21 protein-coding genes and 3 pseudogenes are annotated in these 25,409 nt (G+C 52.3%); 17 read left to right on the plus strand and 7 right to left on the minus strand.

All coding sequences use genetic code 11. The features are described from left to right. Position 1: 1 nt before the first annotated feature. Both fliD and EKL30_RS00745 read right to left on the minus strand, forming a co-directional pair. Positions 2–1,393 (minus strand): flagellar filament capping protein FliD, encoded by a 1,392-nt coding sequence (gene fliD / locus EKL30_RS00740; RefSeq protein ID WP_126705296.1) that lies wholly within the window; start codon positions 1,391–1,393, stop codon positions 2–4. A 119-nt stretch (positions 1,394–1,512) separates the two neighbouring features. Continuing rightward, entirely contained in the window at positions 1,513–1,908 is a 396-nt protein-coding gene (locus EKL30_RS00745; RefSeq protein WP_126705297.1) for a flagellar protein FlaG, read from the minus strand. A gap of 187 nt (positions 1,909–2,095) precedes the next feature. Here EKL30_RS00745 and EKL30_RS00750 point away from each other — a divergent pair, with 187 nt between their 5' ends. The 4 genes from EKL30_RS00750 (at position 2,096) to EKL30_RS00765 (ending at position 9,986) form a co-directional block, all read left to right on the plus strand. Beyond that, positions 2,096–2,863, plus strand: a complete 768-nt coding sequence (locus EKL30_RS00750; RefSeq protein ID WP_126705298.1) for an RNA polymerase sigma factor FliA — start codon at positions 2,096–2,098, stop codon at positions 2,861–2,863. A gap of 494 nt (positions 2,864–3,357) precedes the next feature. Further along, positions 3,358–4,410 carry a glycosyltransferase family 2 protein gene (locus tag EKL30_RS00755; protein WP_126705299.1) on the plus strand — a complete coding sequence of 351 codons (1,053 nt, stop codon included), beginning with the start codon at positions 3,358–3,360 and terminating at the stop codon, positions 4,408–4,410. A 989-nt stretch (positions 4,411–5,399) separates the two neighbouring features. Further along, positions 5,400–6,230: a flagellin gene (locus tag EKL30_RS00760; RefSeq protein ID WP_126705300.1), complete on the plus strand. Its 831-nt coding sequence runs from the start codon at positions 5,400–5,402 to the stop codon at positions 6,228–6,230. 198 nt (positions 6,231–6,428) lie between these two features. Continuing rightward, positions 6,429–9,986: a methyltransferase regulatory domain-containing protein gene (locus EKL30_RS00765; protein ID WP_126705301.1), complete on the plus strand. Its 3,558-nt coding sequence runs from the start codon at positions 6,429–6,431 to the stop codon at positions 9,984–9,986. Between the two features lie 144 nt (positions 9,987–10,130). Here the strand turns inward: EKL30_RS00765 and EKL30_RS19030 are convergent, their stop codons facing one another. Next, the gene (locus EKL30_RS19030) at positions 10,131–10,325 is read right to left on the minus strand and encodes a transposase domain-containing protein (protein WP_233582638.1); all 195 of its coding nucleotides are present in this window, start codon (positions 10,323–10,325) and stop codon (positions 10,131–10,133) included. Positions 10,326–11,050: 725 nt separating this feature from the next. Between EKL30_RS19030 and EKL30_RS00775 the strand changes: the two are divergent. The 11 genes and pseudogenes from EKL30_RS00775 to EKL30_RS00820 all read left to right on the plus strand — a co-directional run. Continuing rightward, positions 11,051–11,380 (plus strand): annotated as a pseudogene (locus tag EKL30_RS00775) (transposase); the annotation flags it as partial. A gap of 32 nt (positions 11,381–11,412) precedes the next feature. Further along, on the plus strand, positions 11,413–11,544 hold the full coding sequence (locus EKL30_RS19385) for a hypothetical protein (protein WP_370246221.1): 132 nt from the start codon (positions 11,413–11,415) through the stop codon (positions 11,542–11,544). Positions 11,545–11,742: 198 nt separating this feature from the next. Then, entirely contained in the window at positions 11,743–11,922 is a 180-nt protein-coding gene (locus EKL30_RS00780; protein ID WP_126705302.1) for an integrase core domain-containing protein, read from the plus strand. Between the two features lie 224 nt (positions 11,923–12,146). Then, on the plus strand, positions 12,147–12,374 hold the full coding sequence (locus EKL30_RS00785) for an acyl carrier protein (protein WP_126705303.1): 228 nt from the start codon (positions 12,147–12,149) through the stop codon (positions 12,372–12,374). 1 nt (position 12,375) lies between these two features. Next, a complete protein-coding gene (locus EKL30_RS00790) occupies positions 12,376–13,416 on the plus strand; it encodes a ketoacyl-ACP synthase III (RefSeq protein WP_126705304.1) in 1,041 nt (346 codons plus the stop codon). Between the two features lie 20 nt (positions 13,417–13,436). Further along, a complete protein-coding gene (locus tag EKL30_RS00795) occupies positions 13,437–14,207 on the plus strand; it encodes an SDR family NAD(P)-dependent oxidoreductase (RefSeq protein ID WP_126705305.1) in 771 nt (256 codons plus the stop codon). Positions 14,208–14,209: 2 nt separating this feature from the next. Then, positions 14,210–14,845 carry a NeuD/PglB/VioB family sugar acetyltransferase gene (locus EKL30_RS00800; protein ID WP_126705306.1) on the plus strand — a complete coding sequence of 212 codons (636 nt, stop codon included), beginning with the start codon at positions 14,210–14,212 and terminating at the stop codon, positions 14,843–14,845. Positions 14,846–14,893: 48 nt separating this feature from the next. After that, positions 14,894–16,096: a hypothetical protein gene (locus tag EKL30_RS00805; protein ID WP_126705307.1), complete on the plus strand. Its 1,203-nt coding sequence runs from the start codon at positions 14,894–14,896 to the stop codon at positions 16,094–16,096. Positions 16,097–16,133: 37 nt separating this feature from the next. Beyond that, positions 16,134–16,781: a class I SAM-dependent methyltransferase gene (locus EKL30_RS00810; RefSeq protein ID WP_126705308.1), complete on the plus strand. Its 648-nt coding sequence runs from the start codon at positions 16,134–16,136 to the stop codon at positions 16,779–16,781. Then, positions 16,778–18,631, plus strand: coding sequence for an FkbM family methyltransferase (locus EKL30_RS00815; protein WP_126705309.1), 1,854 nt, complete (start codon positions 16,778–16,780; stop codon positions 18,629–18,631). The genes EKL30_RS00810 and EKL30_RS00815 overlap by 4 nt, the downstream gene beginning before the upstream one ends. A 296-nt stretch (positions 18,632–18,927) precedes the next feature. Continuing rightward, positions 18,928–19,233, plus strand: a complete 306-nt coding sequence (locus EKL30_RS00820; protein ID WP_126705310.1) for a hypothetical protein — start codon at positions 18,928–18,930, stop codon at positions 19,231–19,233. Positions 19,234–19,700: 467 nt separating this feature from the next. On the opposite strand, the pseudogene EKL30_RS00825 reads toward EKL30_RS00820, so the two are convergent. Beyond that, positions 19,701–20,825 (minus strand): annotated as a pseudogene (locus EKL30_RS00825) (DegT/DnrJ/EryC1/StrS family aminotransferase); the annotation flags it as partial. Positions 20,826–21,158: 333 nt separating this feature from the next. Between EKL30_RS00825 and EKL30_RS00830 the strand changes: the two are divergent. Both EKL30_RS00830 and EKL30_RS00835 read left to right on the plus strand, forming a co-directional pair. Further along, positions 21,159–22,698, plus strand: a pseudogene (locus EKL30_RS00830) (IS3 family transposase). A gap of 289 nt (positions 22,699–22,987) precedes the next feature. Continuing rightward, positions 22,988–24,682, plus strand: coding sequence for a methyl-accepting chemotaxis protein (locus EKL30_RS00835; protein ID WP_126705312.1), 1,695 nt, complete (start codon positions 22,988–22,990; stop codon positions 24,680–24,682). A 102-nt stretch (positions 24,683–24,784) separates the two neighbouring features. Here EKL30_RS00835 and EKL30_RS19035 read toward each other — a convergent pair whose 3' ends face one another. From EKL30_RS19035 to EKL30_RS00845, 3 genes are read right to left on the minus strand one after another with little or no spacing between them, the layout of a single operon-like run. Next, positions 24,785–24,988, minus strand: a complete 204-nt coding sequence (locus EKL30_RS19035) for a type II toxin-antitoxin system RelE/ParE family toxin (RefSeq protein ID WP_233582642.1) — start codon at positions 24,986–24,988, stop codon at positions 24,785–24,787. Positions 24,989–24,996: 8 nt separating this feature from the next. After that, positions 24,997–25,164, minus strand: a complete 168-nt coding sequence (locus EKL30_RS19040; protein ID WP_233582643.1) for a hypothetical protein — start codon at positions 25,162–25,164, stop codon at positions 24,997–24,999. After that, positions 25,124–25,399: a type II toxin-antitoxin system Phd/YefM family antitoxin gene (locus EKL30_RS00845; RefSeq protein WP_126705966.1), complete on the minus strand. Its 276-nt coding sequence runs from the start codon at positions 25,397–25,399 to the stop codon at positions 25,124–25,126. The genes EKL30_RS19040 and EKL30_RS00845 overlap by 41 nt, the downstream gene beginning before the upstream one ends. Positions 25,400–25,409: the final 10 nt, after the last annotated feature.

The following is a 25,409-nucleotide window of genomic DNA, read 5'->3' on the forward strand; positions in this document are numbered from 1 at the left end:
TCTATTTACTGTTAGAGATATTACCCAGCATCGACAACTGCTGCGTCAAATAAGTGCTGACTGAATTCATTTGTGCAACCATGGAATCAAGCGCTGTAAATTGTCGCCGATAGGTCTCCATTTTTTGGTCTATACGATCAGACGTTGCGTCATATTGTCTTTGAAGTGTCTTACGAATGGTGGCGATGCTATCTGTGGCGTTGTTAATCAGGCCGCCGCTTTTTATGAAAGTATCGGCGACTGCCCCTAGCGTGGCACTAATGCCACTCTCGGCTGCGAATAGCTTCTGCACGTCGATCATGTTGTCGGCTAACGCTGCATTTAGTTTGCTAGTATTTACTTCGAGCATACCGTTGTTGGGGTTGGTGGTAATTCCCAATTGCGCTAAGGTGCGAATAGGCCCAGAGGACTCGTCCACGTTCAATGTTCCCCGTATCCGGCTCTGAATGCTTCGCGTTAGGCTGTCACCTGTTAATGCGCTTTGGGATTTCTGTTCAACGTTAAAAGAGGTCAACGAGTTGACAGTGCCTTGTAGCTTGTTGTACGCCGTAACGAAGGCATTGATGGCGGCAGAGGTAACGGCATCGTCGCGGGCAATGGAAAGAATAGTCGGCTCAGTAGTTTTCTTGGAAAGCGTTAGCGTAACGCCATCAAGCACGTCCCTGATGGTATTGGACTGGCTTACGATAGCAAGACCATTGACCGTAAGCTTCGCGTTTTCTGCTGCCGTTTGCTCGAATAGGTTACCGTCGTCGCTGTTATAGCCAATGGCGCCTTGTAGATTAGGGCTACCCGTGACCGTGATGCTAGTCACAGCAGCCTTGGTTCCTGTAGCTTTAGCGGTCAGTACAAGGCGAAATGGCGATTCTAATCCGTCATTAATTACCGTCGCACTAACCCCCAGTTCTGGGTCATTATTAATGGCCTTCATTATTCCATCAATGGAAGTGTCTTCCTTATTAATGGTGATCGTCTTTTTCGAATCGTTACCTAGAGCGATTTCGATATCTATCGGGCCCGTATCACCCTCGCCAGCAATTGTAGTTGCGCGATCCGCTTGTCCGGCTGCGACCAAGGTTTGTGAACTCGCTAAATCCGTAATCTTAATACTATATTCCGCGGCGACAGCGCTTGAGGTGGCTACAGCGGTAAAAGCGTCGCCGTTCGCACTGGTTTTCAATGCGCCGAAGGTTTCAGCTTTACCAAGGGCGTCAGACGTCTTTTTTAACGCCTCTATCGTGCTCTTTAACGTGCCGTATGCAGAAAAACGATTTTCTGCGCTGGTTTGCTGGAACTTGATCAAGTTTAGCGCCTGATTCTCACTTTTACGCAAGCTTTCAAGCAAGTCTCCCAGAGGAAGATTCGAACCGACACCGATAGATGATATAGCCATTTAAAACTCCAGTTTGAGGGTATTATCCTGCAAATCAATCTGATGTAATGCCCGCGATAGGGACGTTAAATATTGCTTGTTTACCAGTTCGGTCCAAGTCAGGACTACGGCAGAGTTCGTTATACCCGTGTATCGATGCTTTTGCCTTGCAACTGGACTATCATCTTGGCAATGCGAATTACCGCGTCGCTGGGCACGGTGCGCAATATTTCGCCAGTTTCGCTGTCTATTATCGACACCACTACCCGTTGCGCGTCTTCGTCAATATCGAAGCGCATGCCAGTGGACCATGCCCCCATGTTTTTATTAATGGCTTCTAGAGCTTTGTCCAGGGAATCGCTGCCGTCCGGTTGTGCGCCGCCGCTCTTGTTGGACGTGGCGGTGCCGCTATCCCGCGTCTCGCTGCCGGCTGTTACCTGTACCGCCGGGTCAGGGGGGAGCGCCGGGCTTTCTAATTCCGTACTAGTTGCAGCGTAAGGCATTGCAGCGGCGTTGGAAGCAACGAGGTTGACCATGTTGGTGGCTCCTGAAATTATTATCTATATTTTCTGCTAGGGGGTTGTATAGCAAGATTAACGTCAGGAAAAGCGGTTTCTTTAGTTTAAATTGGCGAATAGGCAATAAAACCATGCGCTGATCGCGCCAACGGGGCGGGAAAGGTAAGTCACAATGACAGTCTGATAGCTCGTTTATGAATTCCGCATGCCTAGCCCCGAAGACCTTCTCGTTGGGCAGTACGCTCCACTGGTTCGCCGCTTGGCTTTGCAGTTGGTTGCCAGACTGCCGGCCAGTGTTGAGCTGGATGACCTGATGCAGGCTGGCATGATGGGTTTACTGGATGCTGTGCGCCGATACGAGCATACCGCCGAAGCACAGTTCGAAACCTATGCTGTTACTCGAATACGTGGTGCCATGCTGGACGAACTGCGTAGTCAGGACTGGCTACCACGCAGTGTGCGAAGCAAAACCAAATCTATAGAGCAAGCCATGCACCGGCTTAGTCATCGGCTAATGCGGCCTGCCACCGAGACCGAAATCGCTGGAGAGATGGGCGTGAGCCTTGGCGACTACCAGGATTTGCTGGAGGGCGCATTTGGCGTACAGATTGTTCATTACGAAGACCTTACCCGACAGGGAGAAGATTCATCTAATGCATTGGAACGTACGCAAAGTAGTGACGACGCGGATCATGCTAAGCATTGGGCCAGTCCCCTGGATCAGTTGGTGTCGCAGGGTCTTCGCAATGCGCTGATCGCTGCAATTCAGGTGCTGCCCGAACGCGAGCGGTTGCTGCTCTCGTTGCAGTTTGAACAGGATTTGAACCAGAAGGAAATCGGCGTGGTAATGGGCATTACGGAGGGTAGAGTGTCGCAATTGCGTTCCCAGGCCGTGGCGCGAATCAGGGCACAGTTAAGGCAAAAAGATTGGCATGAAAACCCAGGCGAAGCCGAGTTTCAAGCCTTGCTGTAGGTGAAGTCCGGATCAAAATACAGTGCTACTGCACAGCCGATGCTTTCAATCGGTTGCTTGGTTATTCGTGCGGTAACAGGTCATGAAGACATGTACTGTATCGAAAAACGGACTCGTGGCCCGCGCATTCTCTTTCAGCGCTGCTACCCGTCGATCTGTTCGGGGAAGGCCTAGGTGATAAGGCAGGGTAGCAACTGGCCGGCACAGCGGCCTGGATGCATCAGCGTACTTCTAGATTCAAGACCAAACCTAGTCGTTGTTAAGCGTGTGTGGATCTGAGCTTCGCGCGGGATCGCGCAAAATAAGTCTGAATTAGTAATTACTTATCCGCCGACGCGAAGTATCCCGTTCGGGGTCGCCGCTCGATAGAGTACAGAGCCTTTCATTTACTATGCTAGGGGGCGTGATGAGTCACTGTAATCCCACTACCACCGCAAAAAATTAACTGATAATGTGCATACGGCATTAGTGCCTCGTTCAAGAAGGAAACCGCCTTGTCTACCCTTGCGCTTGTCATGATCGTGAAGAACGAAGAGAAAAACCTTGAACGCTGTCTCTCAAGCGTTTCACCCATTGTTGATGAGATGATTGTTCTGGATACCGGTTCTACGGACGCAACGGTGGAGATTGCCAAACGCTTGGGCGCTCGTGTCCACCATTTCCAGTGGCGCGATGATTTTTCCGCTGCCCGCAACGCCGCGCTTGACTTATCCTGGTCGGACTGGAAACTCGTGCTGGATGCTGACGAATGGTTGGTATCCGGTCACGACGAGCTCAGATGCCTGGGCAACGAACCGTTTATTGGTCAGGTGGCGCTGACAAGTTTTTTCCGTAACGCGGGTGTTGATGCTGAATCGACTAACTGGATTTCGCGGCTATTGCCCAAGGGCGTACGTTACACGGGGCGTATACATGAGCAACCGAACGGAGCAGGGCTTGCCTGCCGACGAGTCGGTGTATGTATTGAACACGATGGCTATATGCCGCAGCGACTAGCAGCTAAAGCAGGCCGTAATGACGCCTTATTAAGAAAAGCGCTGGAAGCCAGTCCAAATGATGGGTACTTGCTGTATCAACTGGGAAAAGACTTATCGATATACGATAAGTATAGGGAGTCGGCAGATTATTTCGTGAAGGCGCTTGCCGTCTCGGAATTGGCTGATCCTTATCGCCATGACTTGATCGTTCGAACCATGTTCACATTAAAAATGGCGAATCGGCATGAAGATGCCATAGCGTTGGCAAGTAGCGAATTTGACCGCTGGCCGCAATCTCCTGATTTCTTTTTTTGTGTGGGCGACGTACTTTTGGACTGGGCTGTGTTGAATCCTGGGCAGGCGGAACAACTGTTGCCTATCGTTGAAACTAGCTGGTTGAAGTGTTTGCAAATAGGCGAGCAGCCTGACTTATCGGGTGCGGTAGCAGGGCGCGGAAGCTTTCTTGCTGCGCAGAATCTGGCCGTCCTCTACGAGAATACGGGCCGGTCCCAAGAGGCTGCTCGCTATATTGAGCTGGCGTCGATGGCTGGCAGGGCAGTCAGGAGCTAACAATGATCGCTGTTCTTGGGTCACGTTTTTACGTTGTTGTTTCGGCGACAATCATCGCCTGGGAAGTGTAATAAACTGCTCGAACCGGGGCTTCTCGGTTTTATTTCCGACAATGTCGGATTGGTGTGCGGCTGATATGCCAGAGCATGAGCTATGCCAGCCAGAATGACAGAAGAAAGCTCACTAGCGCGCTGCGTCCGACTTACGGTGCTCTCAACGCCCGGGCTGGTTAGCAGCCTCTGCAAGCGTTTGCGCAAGGGCCTTCGTGCCTGAAATACCCGATGACTCCGAGCGCCCGGGGAGCAAGCTTGGGACCAGGTGTACCCTCTGTTCGCCTTCCCGCCCGCTCTACGCCGCATCTTCTGTACCACGCATGAATTGACAAGTATCTGACGCTAGTTTTTTGTGACTTTAAGAGGTTAGACGTGGTGGCCACTGTCGCAATGCTCGATGATTCTTGCGGCCGTGCGGTTTACAGCGTGAGAATAGCCCCTGATACATTCGCTGGGCTTGATCGACCTTGACCTATCCAGCGCTGTGGGGATTTGGCTCTTCAAACCGGCGCGCCGTAAAGCTGCTATGGTTGGCCATTCGAATTATCAGCATCAGATGGAGTCCGTCAACCCATCACTGGAAGGCAGCGATGGGGTAATTTGCTATCTTATACGAAGATCAGTTCACGCAGGCCTTCTGCGCGCTAGCTTCTCAGTCGTATGGAAAACAGGCAGATTGATGATTTATCGAAACTCACCTAACACAAAAATCATGACACTCCAGTCGCGAAGGGACGCCTACCCCTGGGGAGACGATTAGTAAAATTTTTCCTGACCAGACCTAAACTTCTCCGAGGAAGCACCGTAAACCAGCAAGTACAGGAAATACCGAGCCAGCCCAACACGTAAAGGTTGGGCCAGGATTCCACCCGGCAACGGTTTTCCTGATTAACCGGGCAGTTCAAACCACTGTCTTTTCACTTGCAGGAGTAATCCATGTCCGTCATCAACACCAACTACCTGGCTCTGGTTTCCCAGAACAACCTCGGCAAATCGCAAAGCGCCCTTGGCACTGCCATCGAGCGCCTGTCCTCCGGCCTGCGCATCAACAGCGCCAAGGACGATGCCGCTGGCCAGGCCATCGCCAACCGCATGACCGCTCAGGTTCGCGGTATGACCCAGGCTGCCCGCAACGCTAACGATGGCATCTCGTTGGCTCAAACTGCTGAAGGCAATCTGAACGAAATCAACTCCAACCTGCAGCGCATTCGTGAATTGGCTGTGCAGGCTGCAAATGACACCAACATATCGGGCGATCGTGAGTCGATCAAGGAAGAAATTGATCAGCGCGTGCAAGAAATTAACCGTATCGCCAGCTCGGCTTCGTTCAACGGCGTTAAGCTGCTGAATGGTGATAATTCCGTTCTGAACTTCCAAGTGGGTGCTGGCACCGACGCATCCGACATCATCCAGATCACCACCGGTTCGCTGCTGAACGCGACGTCGAGTAGCCTGAAGATCGATAGCTTGGATGTAACCGATAACGCGAAGGCCAAGGCCACGATCACCGCGATTGACACCGCCTTGGGCAGTGTTGACAGCGCACGTTCCAACCTAGGTGCGATCCAAAACCGTTTCCAGTCGACGATCGCCAACCTGAACAACACCATCACCAACCTGTCCGCAGCCCGCTCGCGTATTGAAGACGCCGACTACGCCGTCGAAGTCTCCAACATGACCCGCGCGCAGATTCTACAACAGGCAGGTACTTCGGTCCTCGCGCAAGCCAACCAGGTTCCGCAGACAGTTCTGTCGCTGCTGCGTTAATCGCTGCTCAGCACCGGCAACCGGCACGCGTCCGGCTGGTGCTATAGTGCTATAGTGCTATGCGCTGTAGCTGCTTGCCGGCGGAAGCAGCCAGGTTTGCAAAGGGATTCCTGGGCATCGCTTGGGAATCCTTTTTTGTTTGTAACGAGCCTTCGGCGTAGCCGGAGGTTCGTTTTTTCACTCATGTAGGATGTTTCATTGCGCTTGCCAAACCTCGATCAAGACTTCTTGGCTCCTGCCGATCCCGGGCAGGGTGTAAACGGGGAGCTCCTTTCTCCCGAACATCTCCGTGCGGCGGCATATCTGCATGGGGTTGCCGGGAACCCGGTATCCGGTGCTCGCGTACTCGAACTGGGCTGCGGGGCCGGAACCCATCTGATTGCCTGGGCGCAAGCATACCCACGCGCACAGGTGGTGGGCGTGGATCTAGATCCGGCGGTCGTGGAGGTAGGGCAAGCCTTCGTGCAGGAACACGGGCTGGGCAATATCGCACTGCTTGCGACAGACCTTGGCGACTTGCTGCAAAGCGACTTCGGCCAGTTCGACTACATCGTGATCCGGGGGGTATTTAGCCTTCTGGCCAATGATGCGCGCCAGGTGCTGCTGGATTACTGTGCAAAAAACCTAGCCCCGGAAGGTTTGCTGTGTTGCCAATACAGTACATACCCTGGCTGGCGCGCCGGCGACACATTGCGTGATGCATTGCTTTTGCAGTCCGGCCTGAACGACGGCAGCGACGAGTCAAGGCTGGCCGCTGCACGTTCGATGCTGACTTTCCTGTCAATTGGCCTCGCACAGGTGGGCCGGGAGGCGCAGGGGTTGCAAGGGTTCGTGGCACAGGCCGAGCAGGAATCTGACGATCTTCTTTCGCTCAAGTACCTGCAAGGCCTGAACACACCTTGTTATTTGATTGAATTTACCGGCATGGCAGAGCAGGCGGGCCTGACATATGTAAGCGATGTCCACGTACAGTCGGAAATGCCCGAGCACTACGGCAAGCGCATCGCTGAACTATGCGCAGCTATCAACCCGGGGCAGCACAAGGTCTTGGGTCAGCAATACCTGGACTTTCTGGTCAACCGTAGTTTGCGTTGCAGCATCCTGACTCGTGCAGCCCGCGCGGATGATGTGCTGCCCAGCCCCGATCTATCGCGTTTGAAGGACTTCCAATGGACTGCTCGGGGCGGCCGTCAGTTGCGAGGCAACGGCAGCTTCGACGACACTTATCGGACGCCGGATGGCCAACTGCATCAAGTTACCGATCCCGACCAGCAGGCCGTGCTGGACGCGCTCACTGCCGCTTGGCCGGCTTCATTGAGGCAGGAGCAATTGACGTGGCATTGTCAGAATCCGGAGGTCCTGATTGATAGCGCTCGGTTTGCTTCTGAAGCCCCTTGGAGGACGTTGCGTGAGTTGTTCTTGAAGGACTGCTTCGGGTTCGGATTTCGTTTGCCAGAAACCATGCCGGCTGGAGCGACCCAATCGCGTGGCTTACTGGCGCGACCCAGACTTGAGCTGGCTTGCGGTGGTCAGCAGCCCGGCTGGAGCCGGGTCAGCAACGATCGCTACGAAACTTGGCTGGCACGGGACGAGGCCCTGGCGGTGGCAAGATTGTTCGACGGCATAACGGATTTTGACCGTGTGTTCGAGCGATTCGCCAGCGTGACACCAGAGCAGGCGCGTACACAGTTGATGGAGCGATTTTGCGGCATCGTCGATGCGTTGCGACACGGCGGCCTGTTGCTGGGGGGCCCGTCGGCCTGGGCCGAATATTTCCGTTTCTCGCTGGAGACGCACGCCGACGGTATGAAGTGGATGCATGCCGTACTACCCTGGTTGATGCATGGATTTGCCGTGCCGGCCCTGCAGGGCGGCGGGCAGCCTTATGCTTTGGCTTTTGGCGCGCAAGCGAACCGCAAAGGCGCCCAAGATGCGGCGTCCCGCCAATTCCGCGAATCCTTGAAGAAGACATGGGCGGCGCACTTGAATGGGCCGCGCCAAGCTGCGCTGGAAGAGGCGCAAAAGCTGGCTCAGCGCTTTCCGCGGCAGCAGGACGCCTGGAAGCTGCTGGCGATGGTGCACATGAGCATGGGCCGCGATGATTTAAGCACCGCGCCAGCGGTTCATGCCATCGCGTTGGCCTCCAACGACCCGGACATTTATTACATCCTGGTCAACGCGCTGTGGAAAAGCAGCCGTAACCACGCCGCAGACTTGCTGGCCAAATGGCTGCTGCTGCGATGCCCTACCAGCGGGCCGTTGTGGAATGTGCTTGGCACCTTGCGGCGAGAATATTCGGACGCTCATGCTGCCGAACTCTTCTGCACCCATGCGCTGAAGTTCCTGCCTAATGATTCCGACATCATGAATAATTTGGGCAACATTGTCAGCGATCTGGGCGCGATGGAAGCGGCGGTGGGCTGGTTTGAGAAAGCATTGGCACAAGAGCCCAACAATCTTGGCATCCGCAGCAACTACTTGTTTGCTCTTCTGCACAATAGTCATATATCGCCGGAGGCGCTGTTTGCACAGCACCGTGCCTACGGTCAGATCGCGGAAGAAAACGCCCGGAAGTCCGGCCAGTCATTTTTTTTCACCCCGGGGCAGGACCCTGAACGGCCGCTACGAATCGGCTTCGTGTCTGCCGACCTGCGCAATCATGCTGTCAGCAGTTTCATAGAGCGAATCTGGCGTGATTTGGACAAAGCGCGTTTTTCCATCTATGCCTACAGCAACGCGCTGATCCATGATGCGGTTAGCGAGCGTCTGAAGCGCTCTTGTGCACAATGGCGTCCTGTCGCAGGCATCGACGATGTTCAGCTGGCCCGGCTTATACAAGAAGATCAGATTGATATTCTTATCGATCTTTCCGGGCATACTGCAGGCTCCCGGTTGCCCATGTTCGCGTTCCGTCCGGCACCGGTGCAGATGGGATGGATCGGCTATCCTTGCACCACGGGTTTGGAGGCGATGGACTATTACATCGCCGACAAGAACATGGCGGAACCGGGCGAGCTGGAACGCCAGTTCACGGAAGCCCTGATCTATTTGCCGCCTTCGAGCTCATTCGAGCTTAATGTTCAGCCGGCTGAGCGGATTACGCAAGCGCCATGCCTGCGCAACGGCTACGTGACGTTTGCCAGCCTTAATCGGCCCAAGAAAATCAGTGAGGACGTGCTGAAAATTTGGGCCGCCGTGCTGACGCAAGCGCGTGATGCCAGGATGCTAATCGGCAACATGTTCGACGAGCAGATGAGCGTCGACATTTCGAAGCGGCTGCAGCGCTACGGGGTGGCGCCGGAACAGCTCACGTTCAGGCTACACACGGGTTGGGCGGAATATATCGCGCTGCACCGTGATATCGATATTTTGTTGGACACCTTTCCCTATACGGGCGGCACGACCAGTGCCAACGCTGTGCTGCAGGGAATCCCCACGGTCACACTAAACGGCAAGACCATGGTGGGCAAGCAGGGGGTAGCCATTATGAAGGCGGTTGGACTGGAAGCTTTTATTGCATCTTCGTCGGATGAATATGTCGATTTAGCCGTCAAGTGGAGTCACTCCGTAGATGAACTGGCTCGGATCCGAGCAGGCTACCGACCAGAATCCAGCGGCAGGGTAGACCCGAGTGTCCAGGCCGCATTTTTCTTCGAGGCTGCCATGCGAGAGGCCTGGCGCCGGTTCTGCCTGGGGCTGGATCGGGCTAGCTTTTCGATTGAATCCAGAGGGATAGTCACCTTGCATGGGCGTTGAGTTACGGGATAGGTTCTGGTTGTACTGGGTGATTTGCACAGGGTTGACCGGATGAGCGGCCTTTCCATTCTTACCAGTACAATTTTCCGGTAATAATTAAAGTTCGGCTTGTATGCGTTTTCGAATCGATCCCAAATATTATCTTTAGTAGTAGATTTTCGAGCGGGAAAGGAAAGCACACGGTCTAGGTCGTATTGACAAACCGGCCAAGATAAATCTCGACGATCGACGATTAAAGCTTACATTCCAGAGTAGCATTTCATCAACTGGGTTTACCGCATGATCGGCGATGACCGTTAGCACATGGCGTAGGTGATTTTCGGGATTAATGTCGTTCACTTTGGCGGTACGAGTAAACTATACATTGTGGTCAGACGCTGGGCGCTGGCATCCAAACCCAAAAACAGGTAATTATTTCATCGACGCGCGAGAAAAGGACAAGCCCAAAGAGCGAGATCCATAGACTGGAACCTGGTGACTGACATGCCGGTGCGCACTCAAACCGATTCCATTGAAGAGCTACGCTGGTATGCACTGCGCTGGAAAATCGAGGTGTTCAAGTACGTCCTGAGATCAGGCTGCCGGTTCGAACAATCCCTGCTTCGCACGGCGCAACGGCGCGTTAATCTAATCGCCCTGCGTTGCATCATAAGTTGCCGGATATTCTGGCTGCACATGATTCATTGCTCTGCACCCCGAGCGCCACCAGAGGTTGCATTTAAAGTAGACGAGAGACTCTTGCTCACTAAGATATCTCAACAGTGGCGCAAGCCGTTATCGCAGCAATCCTGTTTGGTGGAATACCTGATTTGCCGAGCACGGCTTGGCGGCTATCTAGCGAGGGCGTATGATTCACCCCCGGGCAGCTTGGCCATTTGGAAAGGCATGCGTTGGCGTAGCGATCTACTGTTGGCAGCGCAGATTGTCAGGGATTGTGCGTAGCTAGTCGGCCCCGAATAATTGCTTGGAGGCATATTTTATACGGGTCTAGGGGTGATTTCTGCTGTAAGAAATTGCAAGATTTGAGATAATACAGGCTCCTGCAAATAATTCCGTATTTTTCAATGGATCCAACGCCTTTAACGCCCCCAAGTGGGCAGTTGTTTGGTTATCCGCTACGCGAACACCTCAAGCTGAACTATCCCTTGATCCAATTGGCTGATCTGATCGGCTAGGATCGCATTACGGCGGTGTGCACAAAAGGCTTCATTTCGGGGCGCGCACGTCCAGCCACTTCACCGCGTTTGATCGCCGGCCTGCTGTATTTGCAGCACGCTTTTGATCTGTCCGACGAGGACGTCGTGTGGGGCTGGGTGGAGAACCCGTATTGGCAGGTGTTGACGGGAGAGACGTACCTGCAAACTGAGGTGCCCATTGACCCATCGAGCTTGGCGCGCTGCTCACGAGCGGCCCGAAGACCGTGATTGTGGACACCGCCGTTAGCGCCAAGGCGGTGGCGTATCCGACCGATTCGTGCTTGCTCGAGCGCAGTCGCGAACACCTGGTCAAAGAGTGCCACGGATCGGCATGGCCTGCTCTAGGCGAGCTAACCGCGTGATAGAGGTTCTCGGTCGGCTTATCAGTGAGCAAGGCGCACCGCCATACCTTCAGTCCGATAGCTGCCTCGGATTCGTTTCGACGGCGCTGCTCAAATGGGCCGTAGGCCAGGACATCTAAATGGCGTTGATCGATCCGGGCAAGTCGTGCCAGAACGGTACCACCGGGGGCTTCAGTGACAAAATAGCGCGATGAATGTCTGAGTTTGGAATGGTTCCGTGATACGTTCGAGGCCAGGAGCGTGATTGAAGACTGGCGTCGTCGCTACAACGAAGTGCGACCGCACCCCAGCCTGGGCTACCTGACACCGTTGCCGATAGCCGGAAGCTTGAAGAATTGTTTATCAACCGATGCCACCTCCCAAATGGCGGCGGTATGAAGAAATGGAGCAGGTCAGAAATAAGCGGGCTAATTTTGGACTGTTCGAGCCACGCTACGGGGCGTTGCTGCACGACCCTAAGTAGGATACCGGCATCAGTAAATCAAGGGAGTGTACTGGTATTTCGTCTGTCTTCAGGAAATTGAACTGTAGCGAGGTCAGTAGAATACTGTGTCTGCCAGTTCTCATACTGGCTCCCCTCAGGCTACATATCGAGCACTATCATGGATAAAACTGAACAGTTTATTGCGAATTTTATTGAGGCGGTCGACTTTCAGGAGCAAGTCCACGTCACCTTGCAGACCGAGTTGGAAAGTCTGTCAGGGTGGGATTCCCTCGCGGCGCTTGGAGTTATCGTCATGTTGGACACGGAATACAACAAAGCGATCACCGGCGAAGACCTTATCAGGTGTACCACGGTAGCAGATCTTTTTAGGCTCCTGGAAGCATAGTATGGCTACCTCGGTCCTCCATAACGTCCGTTTTGCTGGGATGGCCAGTTGTGTGCCTCAGCTAGTCGTGTCGAATCTTTTTGATTGCGCTCCGAAACAGCGTTCAGAACGTGAACGGTTAGTGCGTAACATTGGTATAGAGAAACGGCGGCTAAAGGCTGATTGGCAGTGTTTTTCTGATCTTGCTCAGGAGGCAGCGGAAAAACTACTGGAAGAATTAAAATGGGGAAAGAACGAGATTGATGCCCTAATCGTCGTGACTCAATCCCCCGACTACCCAATGCCTGCGACGGCAATCATCCTTCAGGATAAGTTAGGCCTGTCGACCTCGACCATTGCATTTGATGTGAACTTAGGATGCTCTGCGTATCCCTTCGCAATTAACATTATGGGTGCGTTGATTCAGGCAGGTATTATTAAGAAGGGCTTGCTCCTGGTTGGTGACGCCGGAGCCTCACTTAATGATCCGATTTTCTCTGATGCCGGTACAGCAACGGCGCTTGAATATTGCCCCGATGCATCACCGATGTATTTTGATCTAAATAGCGACGGCAGTGGTTATAAGGCGATTATTGCGCCCGTGGGCGGACAAAGGGAACCCGTGGCTATTCAACATCTAATCCCTTATCGAGAAAATGCGGCGAGCGACTGGAAACGCCCGCTAGCCCTTCAACTTGATGGTCCCGCTGTGTTGAGTTTTTCGACGCGCCGGGTACCGTCGGCGGTTGAGTTCCTGCTTGATTTTGCAAAGATGAGCAAAGGGCAGGTTGACCATTTTATATTCCATCAGGCAAACCGGATGATCAATGAAACCATCCGAAAAAAATTAGGATTGCCGGCGGAAAAGGTGCCCACGACGCTTCGGGAGTTTGGCAACACAAGTAGTGCCTCAATACCGCTAACTATGACTGTATGTCTTAATGAGGCGCTTGGAAAGGCGCCCGCAAGGCTTCTGTTGTCAGGTTTTGGTATCGGGCTGTCATGGGGTACTTGTCTGTTGGATATAGAGAATGCAGTTCTTCCTAACTTGATTGAAATTTAATATCGGGAGGGGAAGAGAAAATGTCGAACGAAAAACAGTTTGTAAATCCTTTTAGCTTGGTCGGCAAACGAATTTTAGTGACCGGAGCCAGTTCCGGCCTGGGAAAGCATACGGCATTGGTGTGCGCCAAGATGGGGGCGGAGGTCGTTATTACCGGGCGAGATGAGAGGCGGCTGAGCGATGTTCATAAGGAACTTCAGAATATATCCCCTGCTGACCATAAGTCAGTCATCGCAAACCTTACTGATGCTGAGCAGCGTGCGCGTATAGTGGCCGCCGTCGGCAGCGCTTTGAATGGAGTGTTGCATGGCGCAGGTATATCCAAGCTCCGGCCCGTACGAATGATAGATGAACGTCACTTAGGCGAGTTACAGGATATAAATATAAACGCGCCCATTCTGTTGACTCAAGCTTTACTGAAAAAAAACTTAATTGCCAAGGAAGGATCGATTCTTTTTATCGCTTCTATAGCGGCAAATATCGGAGTTCCGGGAGTCGGTGGATACGCAGGAACCAAGGCGGCATTGGTAGCCATGGCGCGTTGCTTGGCTCTGGAGGTCGCCAAACACCGAATCCGTGTCAACTGTTTGTTACCTGGACTGGTTGAAACACCGATGCTGGAAGCTGCGTCTACAGTTATAGGTTCTATGGATTCTGAATTAGGCAAATATCCTTTGGGTTTTGGAAAGCCGAGTGACGTTGCCAATGCTGCTGTTTATTTCTTGTCAGGTGCCAGCCGCTGGGTCACTGGTTCTTCTTTGGTAATCGATGGTGGAACCACCATCGACTGAATATGAATACGCAGATTATCATTCTCGGCGCTGGGGGATTGGGGCGGCAAGTATTGGCGCAAATGTCGGCAGACCCCTCTAGAGGAACAGCCTGGGAGATTGCCGGCTTTCTAGACGAGCGTGGACCCGATGCTGTAGCCGATAATCTGAACTATCCGTGGTTGGGTTACCCAGAGACATTTGAGCCTGCCGAGCATCATCTCGTCGTCGCCGCAGTCGGGGATACTCGGTCGCGCAGACATCAAGTAGGATTACTGCTTGAGAATAACGTCCGATTCGTTAGTATTACAACGCAGTTCGTTTTAGGGGATCGTGCGACTTATGGCACATCGTTCTTTGGTATAAACGTCCATACCGGTGTCGACTCCAGGATTGGGGATTATTGTTTTCTAGATCAGGACGTTATGATTGGCCATGATTGTGTAATTGAGGACTATGTACATTTGGCTCCCAGAGTCTTGGTAGCTGGCTACGTACATATTTGCGAAGGAGCGACACTCCATTCCGGAGCCATGGTTGTAAAGGGTGTCACAATTGGGAAAAATGCTGTAGTTGGCATGGGGGCTGTCGTATTTAAGGATGTTCCGGAAGGGGCCACCGTGATAGGGAATCCAGCAAAGATTATCTTTACAAAATAGGCTTATATGATATTGGGAATGAGCTGGTGCAGCATTTGAAGGCTATGTATGGTCGTTAATAAAATTCTTCTTGTCCCTGATCTCTTACGTGGAGTCAGGACATTCCCCGAGGCCATTTTTGACCTCATTCGGGAGCCTATTCTTCAGGGTTGTGGTATTGGTATTGGATATCCTCCCGGTGGCAAGTTAACTCATTCATTGCTGCCAGAATTTGACCTGACGGTCTTCAGGATGCTCGCCGATGTTGACCCGGATAGCGAACATAAACAGGAGCAATGGGGATCCTCTTATTACCACATTGCTGCTGATGCGGAGCAGTATTTTTTTGACCACTTACCAAGTGACTGCCTGATAATTTCGTTTGAAATGCCTCCTTGGCTTGTAAACGCATGCATAGATAGAGGAGTTCACTTCCTCGATATCCAAGTATCGCCCTTGCGTTTCTCCCGTGATCTCTATCTTACGCTTAGAAGTTCAAACGAAAATTTAAACCGGAGATTGCTCAGAACATCTGTTCCAGAAGAAGAGCTGCGGCTTGAGGCTTCACTTCTTGCGGCGAATGTACGACTTCACACACGGCGACTGATTGATGAGAGAAAATTTGAGTTTCAGGACCTCGATAATACCTTGGTTTACCTTGGTCAAGCTCCATATGATGCATCGCTTTTGGCACCGTCGGTAAGATCGCTACGCTGCGGCGATTTTTCGACACAGATCCAAAGCCTAGCATGTGGACGTCGCATAATATATAAGGGGCATCCTTTTGTTGGCGAATTTGCAAAAGATGAGAAGCAGAAATTGGAAGTTATTCTCGGGAGTGAAGTTGATACATGTTATCTGAACGCATATCAATTATTAAGCTCCGATGATGATGTCCAGTTTATAGGCATTTCCTCAGGAATGCTTCAAGAAGCCGAGTATTTTGGCAAGAAATCTCATATATTATTCCAACCCTTTGTGGCCTTAAAAGTTCACGAGACGTACGGCCGACCGATCTGTCATCAATTTCATTTTCAAGAGTTTCTTTCTCCGAAGTTCTGGCACAGTGTGTTGACCCCGAATGCACCACCGCCGCGTGTCTCTGGACTACCTTCTCTTTGTCAGCACCTGGCGCGGGAAACATTCGACCAGTGGTGGGACTATTCTAAGGTGCTGACCTGGGAGCGTACACTACCGTATGAATCGTTTCTCCGTGGAGGCGGTTCGGTATTAACGAAAAAAATAGATGATATCAATTATTTTCTGAGCTGATTTTTGATTGGAATTTTTAAGTTTATTGGATGGGTTTATGTTAAATCAGCGAGCGTGGAATAACTGTCTGAATGAGGTGCAAGAGAAAATTGCTCTTGAACCACAGCAGTTCGGGCGTGGCCAGCTTTACCAAGGGCATGAGGGTTGGGGTATTCTTGGACAACGCCCTACGCTGGAACGTTTGCGGCATTATCGGCTCGCCGAATGGTTGCCAGAACAGGCGAAAGTACTTGATATCGGGTGTAATATCGGCCTATTTGGTCTTGAGTTGTCACCGCGGATAAAAGAGTATTATGGGTTTGATAATAATCCGACTTTGATCGATATAGCGCGAATGCTGGCAGAGGCACGAGGGTGTAAAAACTGTAAATTCGAATGCACCGAATTTGTAGATTTTTTTGAAAATCGTGCTGGTGAAAAGTTTGATGTGATTTTTTCTTTTGCGGTTCATGTGTGGATAGGGATGTTGCCGAATAAATATTCCGAGTTTTTGTCCGGTTTACTGAATCCCGGGGGGAAATTGATCCTCGAAAGCAATCGTCTAGATACAAATGATAAAGATTTTTTTTCGAATTCTCGCTTTTTTACTGATACAGGACTTGCTGTTGATTTACAGGGCACATTGAAAGACGACGGAATCATAGAGCGCGGATTTTATGTCTTTTCGAAAGGACCAGGTGCATGAGCGTCGTTTTGGAGAAAACGGAAAGCAGTATGCTTGGTTACGCTGCACGTGGCCATATTAATGCGGCTATGGCTTTGTTGCGTGCTGGTCAAAATGCTAAGGCGGAGCAGCGACTACGACAGGCCATCCGCCTCGAGCCGCAGCATGCCGCTCCGTATATCGAGCTAGGTCGTATGTTGCGGACTTCTGCTCCTACTGAGGCACTGCGGTGTTACTTAGCGGCTGAAAAGTTGGGGAATGACATGGTGCAACTCGAGTCGTATTGTTTATCGCATCCTGACGACGTCCGTCACGTTTCGCCCCAGGCTTTATGTAGTGCTAGTAGACTGGACATTCCAGTGAAGGTATTGTTTGCACGCAATTATTTGGGCTGTTCTTCTTTAGCAGAGACTGATGCTGTTGAAATGTATCGCCAGCACATCCTACGAAGAACTAACGGTTGTGAGCCACATGCTTTCGGGAAAGCCAGTGTTGGGGACTACGAGCAGGCATTCGTGGTGTTGATTGAGTCGATAAAAGAATATGGGTTTTTAAGACATTTTGCAATTCCGGTAGATTGCAATGGCAAAATACTGAATGGCGCGCATCGTCTCGCTGCCGCCCTCGCCTTGGGATTGAAGACTGTCCCTGTAATAACGTTGCCGGCTCCTTGGGAAGGGCTAGAATGGGGGCTTGGATGGTTTCTTCATTCTGATTTTGAGCCTAATGAAATAAACGCTTTGTTGCTTGAGTGGTGCGAGCTTCGATCTGACGATGCGCGTCTGCTTCTGGTAGAGCATGATACTGACAGAATTCCGCAAGATATCATGGCCGCGTTATACGGATCGTTTGAGGTCGCTGGCTGGCGAGCACTCAAGCCTGAACAGAGCTACGACCCGAATCTTGCCATCACCTTTGGAAGCTCAATGCGGAGAGACTTCCGCTATGTCGTGTTGGCTGCTGATGATGCTGCCTTGCAACAGTTTACTGAACAAGTGGCGGCATGTTGTGATGGTTGTGTCGAGCTCGTTGCAATACCAGCTGAAAAAACATTGAGTTGGTGCGCCAGCCTTCTTGATGAAACGTATGTGTCCGGACTGCACCCACTGCGTACTGCCGCACTGGATTCGAAGGCGAACGGAGTTGCTAAATGGACTTGGTATGCGGGCAATGATTTTTCTCATTCCCGTGAGAGAAGTGGTTTGCCGGGCTTCCAAAAGTGGCGAAACCTGAAGCTACTCAAAGATGTGGGTACTCTGATTGATGTAGGTGTGGCTTACGGTACGCCGGACTTATATCGGAATCTGGAACCGAGTCATGTTGTTTTAATTGAACCGATCCCGTATTTTAAGACGGAGATAGAGCGTTTGCAGAATAAATTTCCTAGCTCCCAATATTTCCCGGTAGGGCTTTCTAGTTCGGATGGAACCGCCATTATAAACTATAGGAGAGATGCCCCAATCCTTACATCATTGTTGGAAAGTAGTGCATTGCGTAATACCGGGGGTGAAGATATTGAGAACTTGGAAATAGAAATCAAACGGTTGGATTCTCTATTCCATGAAATAGAAAGGTCTTCTGGCGCCGTTTTATTAAAAATTGATACGGAAGGCTTTGAGCTGGAGATTTTGAAGGGGTCCGTCGAAAGCTTACAATATATAAAGTATTTGGTAATTGAATTATCGGTTATAGAGCGTTTCAATGATTCCTATACATGCGAGGAGCTTGTTACTTTCCTGCAAATGCAGAATTTTGTTCTTTATACTTGCCTGTCTGCAAGTGTGGATGATCAGGGCTTTTGCCGAGTGGTCGATGCAGTTTTTATAAATCGTGATCTTCATCTCGGGTCAGGGAAATTATCCGCGCAATGATGTCCCGTTCCCACTCAGCATGCATTGGTAGGCATTGCAACTTTTTGTCATAGCCTCGTTGCGTTCGCTAAAGCGGAAAATGACAAAGCCAGTCATGCCAAAGTTGAAATCAAATATCGACGGTTAACGGTTCTGCGTCCTGTAGGGAAGAAAAAAAATATCCGCCGCTGATGCTCACGGTGTGCATGCGACTAAAGTGATTCCGCCAGCGCATCGAAAAAACTGGAATGGAAGTTGATCACCGATCTACCCACTCGCACACGTAAAGAGGCCATTGGAAACTTGACTGGTACGGGATGAGGTGGAAGATCGAACTCTTTCACAAAATCCTTAAATCCGGCTGCAAGGCAGAGGACTTTAAGCTCAGGACGGCTCAGCGCCTGACCAATATCATTGCGATTTTCTGCGTCGTCAGTTGGCGTATATCCTGGATGACGATGCTGAACCGAGCGTGCAAGAATTGCCCTGCACGCGCAGCCCTGACACCGGGCGAAATCGGGCTGTTACAACGCATGATCAAGAAGAAAATTGTGGACGACGGCTTATCTCTCCTGTCCCAGTATTTACCCCAGATCGCAAAATTGGGCGGCTATTTGGCATGAGCTAATGATCCGCCACCGGGCAACACCGTGATTTGGCGCGGTCTGACGAGATTATCGAATAAATAACGGGGACTTAGCTTGGAAAGAGCGAGCGCAAGGAGTTGTGGGTAATTGAAAGATGGGCCGGGCCGTTACGATATTCATATAAATTGTGGGTAATTGCCGCCAGATCGGATGCTTATGGAGAAAGAGAACTGCTCATTGAAATAGCTGCCCATCTAAAAAAATACTTGGACGCGTACCTTGATGAGAATTAACCGGGATTGCTAGGCGGTACAAAGCGGCCGTTTGGGTGATTGGGATGTGTTTGATGAGTAACACACCGGTGGCGCCGGATAGGGCTCTGTCTCGGCATTGTTGGATACCCATCAGCCTGAGGTGGTAGCGATTGCAGTAGCCACTGAGGCCGATACGTACGGCTCTATTATGGAGCTTTGGCTGAGTAAGGCTGCTTGGTCAAACGGAGTTGCTGTTGCGTCGCAGATCAGGGACACGATGCGATCCTGAGCGTCCTCTGTCAGGGTTGCGTACATCGGCAGGCACAGCACATGCCGCGACAGATGTGTGGCATACGGCCATTGTTCAGCAGGCGTATGTGCCGTATCCCGATACATCGGAAACTCGCTGATCAGGGGATAGAAATAGCGACGGGCATGGATGCCATTTTTACGCAGCTGTTCATATAAGGTGTCCCGGCACAGGGGATACAGCGGCTCGATGACAATCGGGAAATAGGCATAGTTGGCTTTGGCCATCTCGTGGTCGGTACTTAGGCGAATGCCGGGGATGCCGGCGAGCCCCTCACTGTAGCGCTCGAAGCGCTGCCTGCGAGCCTCGATGGCACGGTCCACGTGCTTGAGTTGCAGCAGTCCGAATGCCGCGTTCACTTCGCTCATTTTGCCATTGATACCGGCAGTGATGACGCTGGTTTCCCCGGTAAAACCGAAATTCTTCAGGTGATCGATATGCTGCTTGGTGGCCGCATCTGGGCTGACGATGGCGCCGCCTTCAAAGGTATTAAAAACCTTGGTAGCGTGAAAGCTCAGTACGCTCAAATTGCCATGTCGCAGGATACCGCCTTCTTCGTCTTCGACGCCAAAGGCGTGGGCGGCGTCGTAGATAACCTTTAATCCATGCTTGTCGGCTATGGCTTGGATAGCCGTTGTATCGCATGGGATGCCGTAGCAGTGTACCGGCAGGATGGCGGTGGTGCGGTCAGTGATCGACGCTTCGATCAGTGATGGATCCAGGTTGAAGGTGCCCGGGTTGATATCGACAAAGACCGGAGTCAGCTGATTCCAGAGTAATGCGTGCGAGGTGGCGACGAAGGAATAGGGCGTGGTGATGACTTCACCTTGGATGTCCAGTGCCTGGAGCGCCGTAAGCAGCGCAATGGTGCCATTGCAAAACAACGAGATGTGCTTGACGCCCAGGTAGTCGCACAGCGCCCGCTCCAACTGCTGGTGCATGGGCCCGCCGTTGGTCAGCGTCTTGCTGTCCCAGATCTGCTGCAGGTACGGAATGAACTCCTCCAATGGTGGAAGGTAGGGCTGGGTGACGTATATGGGGGGCTCGGGCGGGGGGATTACCATGGGCTATTGTTGGTTTCGGGGCTGTTCGAGGTCGAATATGCTTATCTTGCAAAGACTATCAGAACAAGGGGCGGGGCAAAGCGTGGAATAGCACAAGAAGGGGTGGGTAATTCCCTATCCAAGGGCGCTCTGGGTTTGCCTCGCTTACATTTCATTTATATTTGCTGTGCGTGATTTGGAAAGGTGAGGGTCCGCAGAGGTGCGATCGCCTCAACTAGTGAGAGTGTCGGAAATTTTGTGTTCGGGTCTATGATTGTCTTAAATGTCAACGCCGGTTTAAAACTGACCCACTGGAGGTGCGGACGAAAACTTGGACTACTTTGGGAGTAGTTCATGTATTCATACGACGATCGTATCCGTGCCGTTCAACTCTACTTAAAGCTCGGCAGACGAATAGGGGCCACTTTACGCAAGCTGGGATATCCGACAAAAAATTCGCTGAAAGCATGGGTCTGGGAATATGAACGCCAGCAAAATCTAAAGCATGGCTACCGGCGAGAGCACTGGCAGTATGACTATGAAGACAAGCGTCGCGCAGTGGGTCACTATCTGGAGCATGGTCACTGTATGGCGTATACCATTCGAAAACTTGGATATCCATGCTGTGGTACTTTGAGAGACTGGATCGATGAGTTACGCCCCGATTTGCGCAGAACCATCGTCGGAAGACGTCTGCCGCGTGTTTATCCGCGTGTTCAGAAACAGGAAGCAGTGATAGCCCTGAATATCCGCAAGGGCACTGGCCTCGAGGTCGCCGAATCGGTTGGTGTAAGTAGGACAACGCTGTATAACTGGAGCTCCGAACTACTTGGCGAAACGCCACCGATATCTATGCCGAAAAAGGAGAGTCGGCTGCCTGACGCACAGCGTGATACGCTTTCAAAGGAATTGCAAGAGCTGGAGGAGCGTGTACAAAAGCTTCGTCTCGAGCATGGCATTCTGAACAAAGCGAACAAACTGTTAGAAAAAAGATCAGGGCATCGACCCTCTCCAGCTGACGAGCAGATAGAAGACGCAGCTGGTCGATGCCCTGAGAGCTCATCATCCGCTTGAGAAGCTTCTAGGTGAGTTGTCCCTCGCTCGCAGTACCTACTTCTACAACCGATTACGCCAGACTCTTCCCGATAAATATGAGGAGGTGCGTAGCGCGATCAGCGAAATCTTCCATGGTAACCACGGTTGTTACGTTTGCCGACGCATTGACAGAGCCTTGCGTCGCGATGGTGTGAGCATCTCAGAGAAAGTGGTACGCCGACTGATGTCTGAAGAGTGTTTGATCGTAAGAACGCCACGTCGCAGACGCTTCACCGCCTACGCCGGAGATCCGACTCCTGCTGTCGAGAATGTAGTAGACCGAAACTTCCGTGCGGAGGCACTCAATACGAAATGGCTGACCGATCTGACTGAAGTCCATATTCCGGCTGGCAAGGTCTACATTTCGCCGATCATCGACTGCTTCGACGGGCTGGTGGAGAGCTGGACCATTGGAACTCGACCTGACGCTCAGATGGTCAACACGATGCTAGATAAAGCTGTCCAAACTCTTCAACTTGGCGAACATCCCATTATTCATTCCGACCGCGGGGCGCACTACCGATGGCCGGAATGGATCCGCCGTACACACGAAGCGAAGTTGACACGGTCAATGTCGAGGAAGGACTGTTCACCCGACAATGCGGCCTGTGAGGGATTCTTTGGCCGACTGAAGACCGAATTCATTTATCCTCGCAATTGGCAGGATGTCGCCCTTGACGACTTTATGTTGCGGATTGATGCCTACATACGCTGGTACAACGAGAGGCGCATCAAGCTATCTTTGGGGCGTCGCAGCCCTATAGAATATCGCCAGGGCTTGGGGCTGGTAACCACATAAATCGTCCAAGAAAAGGTCCGCACCTCCGAGTGGGTTAAAAGTAATGGCCATTGACAGGTATAGAGCTTAGACATCGCCCAGGCTACCGCAATGGCTAGGCTCGACCCGACCAAAGCAGCAATCAACCCAATGGCAGCCGCGGCCCCTACGGCATCTCATTCAAATTGGCACCTTCTCCGTCGCTTATTCTCTCGTTTCAAGGGCCCTCACAAGTTTACAATCTCCATCCTAGGGAAAACCCCAGTTACAACCGTAAGTTATCGTCTTAGCAAATCCGGAGAAAATTTTCATGAGTTGGCTTGCTCGCCTTACCGTCAGAACCAAACTGACGGGATCCTTCCTGATCGTTGCGCTTATCGCGGCCCTTATCGGCTTTGTTGGTGTGCGCGCAACGGGCCAGGTCAACAAAATGGCCGACACGATGTACGAGGTCGAACTCCAGGGTCTGCATCACGCCGCGACGGCGAATACGCTTCTGATGGGGGCTGGCAGGGCCGCACGAACGGCGCTCATAGCGCAAACGCTTGGCGCTCGCAAGATTGAGCTGACAATACTTGCGGATCGCTTCCGGGCGGTCAAAAAAGAGTTAGATGTTCTGGAGCCTTTTTTCTATCAAGAGGAAGGTAAGGCCGTAGTCAAGCGCGCGCGTAGCGCCATACTCGCCTACGAAGTCGAAATGGGCAAGGTTGTAGAGGTCTTAAAAACGGAAGCGCCAGGCGAAGCGGGGAAGTCAACAGAGGCGTTGCTTGTCGATGCCCGCCCCTTAGGCGATGCTGCAGAAGCATTGCTGGTTACTTTGGTAGATCGCAAGGTTCAGAATGCCGAGCGTTTTTCTAATGAGATCGACAGCGTCTATGCCAGTACGGTGCGATGGCTCGTGGTGTTGACTGTGCTGGGTGCAATCATAGCCATGCTGTTGGGCTTAATTATTACGCGTAGTCTTACGCGTCAGCTAGGTGCGGAGCCCTCCGAAGTGGCTGCGATTGCCGATTCCATTTCGAAGGGCAATCTAACAAATCGCATCGACGTTTCCCGCGCGACGCCGGGCAGTGTGATCTCAGCAATGAGCGTCATGCAAGAGGGCTTGCGCAAGCTTGTGGCTTCAGTGCTGGCAAGCAGCGATAACATCGCAACGGGCGCGGGTCAGATCGCCGCCGGTAACGTGGATCTTTCGCAGCGCACGGAAGAGCAGGCGGCCAATCTGACAGAGACGGCGGCAGCCATGGAGGAGCTTTCCAGCACAGTCCAAAGCAATGCCGATGTGGCGCAGCAGGCGGCGCAGCGTGCGGCGGCGGCCAGTGTGGCGGCGGCCAAAGGGGGTGATGTTGTAAATGATGTGGTCACGACGATGGCAGGCATCAATGATTCGTCCAAGCGTATCGCCGAGATCATTGGTGTCATCGACACGATTGCCTTTCAAACGAATATCTTGGCGCTGAATGCCGCGGTAGAAGCGGCTCGCGCGGGCGAGCAGGGTCGTGGCTTTGCGGTGGTGGCTTCCGAAGTGCGTAGCCTGGCCCAGAAAAGCGCGCTTGCCGCTAAGGATATCAAGCTGCTCATTGATGATAGCGTTGCCAAGGTTGTTGTGGGCAGCAAGCTGGTGGATACGGCCGGCGAATCCATGCAGGGTATTGTGGCGCAGGTCAAGCAGGTTACCGATCTGATCAGTGAAATCAGCGCGGCGACAACTGAACAAACATCGGGCTTGGGTCAAATCAACGATGCGGTGTTGCAGCTTAGCGATGTCACGCAGCAAAATGCGGCGTTGGTGGAAGAGTCTGCGACAGCGTCCAGTAGCTTGAGCGAGCAGGCAGGCAAACTGGTTGAAATCGTCAGTTACTTCAAGATCGACGAAAATGATCGCAATGCGATCGCAGTCCCCGTGGCGCCGCCTACGGCAGCAGCGGCGCGAATGCGCCTTGCAGCAAAAGCGCCAGCGCTATCCGCAAGGTCCTCTAAAGCGGGTGACTGGGAAGAGTTTTAATTATCTTCGTCTAATGAAATATCCGGCCCTTCGGCCGGATATTTGACTGCCGGCGTTTTTACTAAAAATATAGAAACGGGCCCCGGTGGACCAACTCATGCGCTATGCGCCCAGCAGCCGTCTTGCCAGTAGCGACTGCATATCACGACGCCCGTCAGCAATCAGCTCGATAATGACTTGCGTGTCTGTCACTCGGTAGATGACGCGGTACGGCTTGAAGAAGGTCTGGCGGTATTCTTTGATGCCAAGGCTGACAAGTTCCTTCGGGTAGCTTCCGCGCTCCGGATACTTCGATAAGCTATCCACAAGCTCCGTTAACCGTCTAACACGTAGTTGGCGTTGGCCACGTTATCGTAGTCCGAGCTGTAGTCGTGGATGGACTCCAGGTGTTGCGCTGCACCGCCGGTAAGTAAACTTCGAACTTCGCCGGTGCGCCTGCCATCAGACGGCGGAGCGCTTGGCGCGGAGACGGGCGACGACATCGGCGACAGGCTTAACCTTGCCAGCGGCCACATCCTGGTTCCCCATTGCAAGGATCTTCAGTAAGGCTAAGGTCTCTTGAGTCTCTTCGAACGAAGCAATGTCCTGCAGAACGGCCTTGGCCTCACCGTTTTGGGTGATGACCAGCGGCTCACGCCGCTCAGCAAGTTGAGCCAGAACCTCTGCAGCATTAGCCTTGAGGTGGCTGATGGGCTTGACTTGCGATGAATAGCGTATGCGAAGGTCA

Source organism: Candidimonas sp. SYP-B2681 (assembly GCF_003971065.1).
In the GTDB taxonomy this organism is placed as follows: Bacteria; Pseudomonadota; Gammaproteobacteria; order Burkholderiales; family Burkholderiaceae_B; genus Pollutimonas.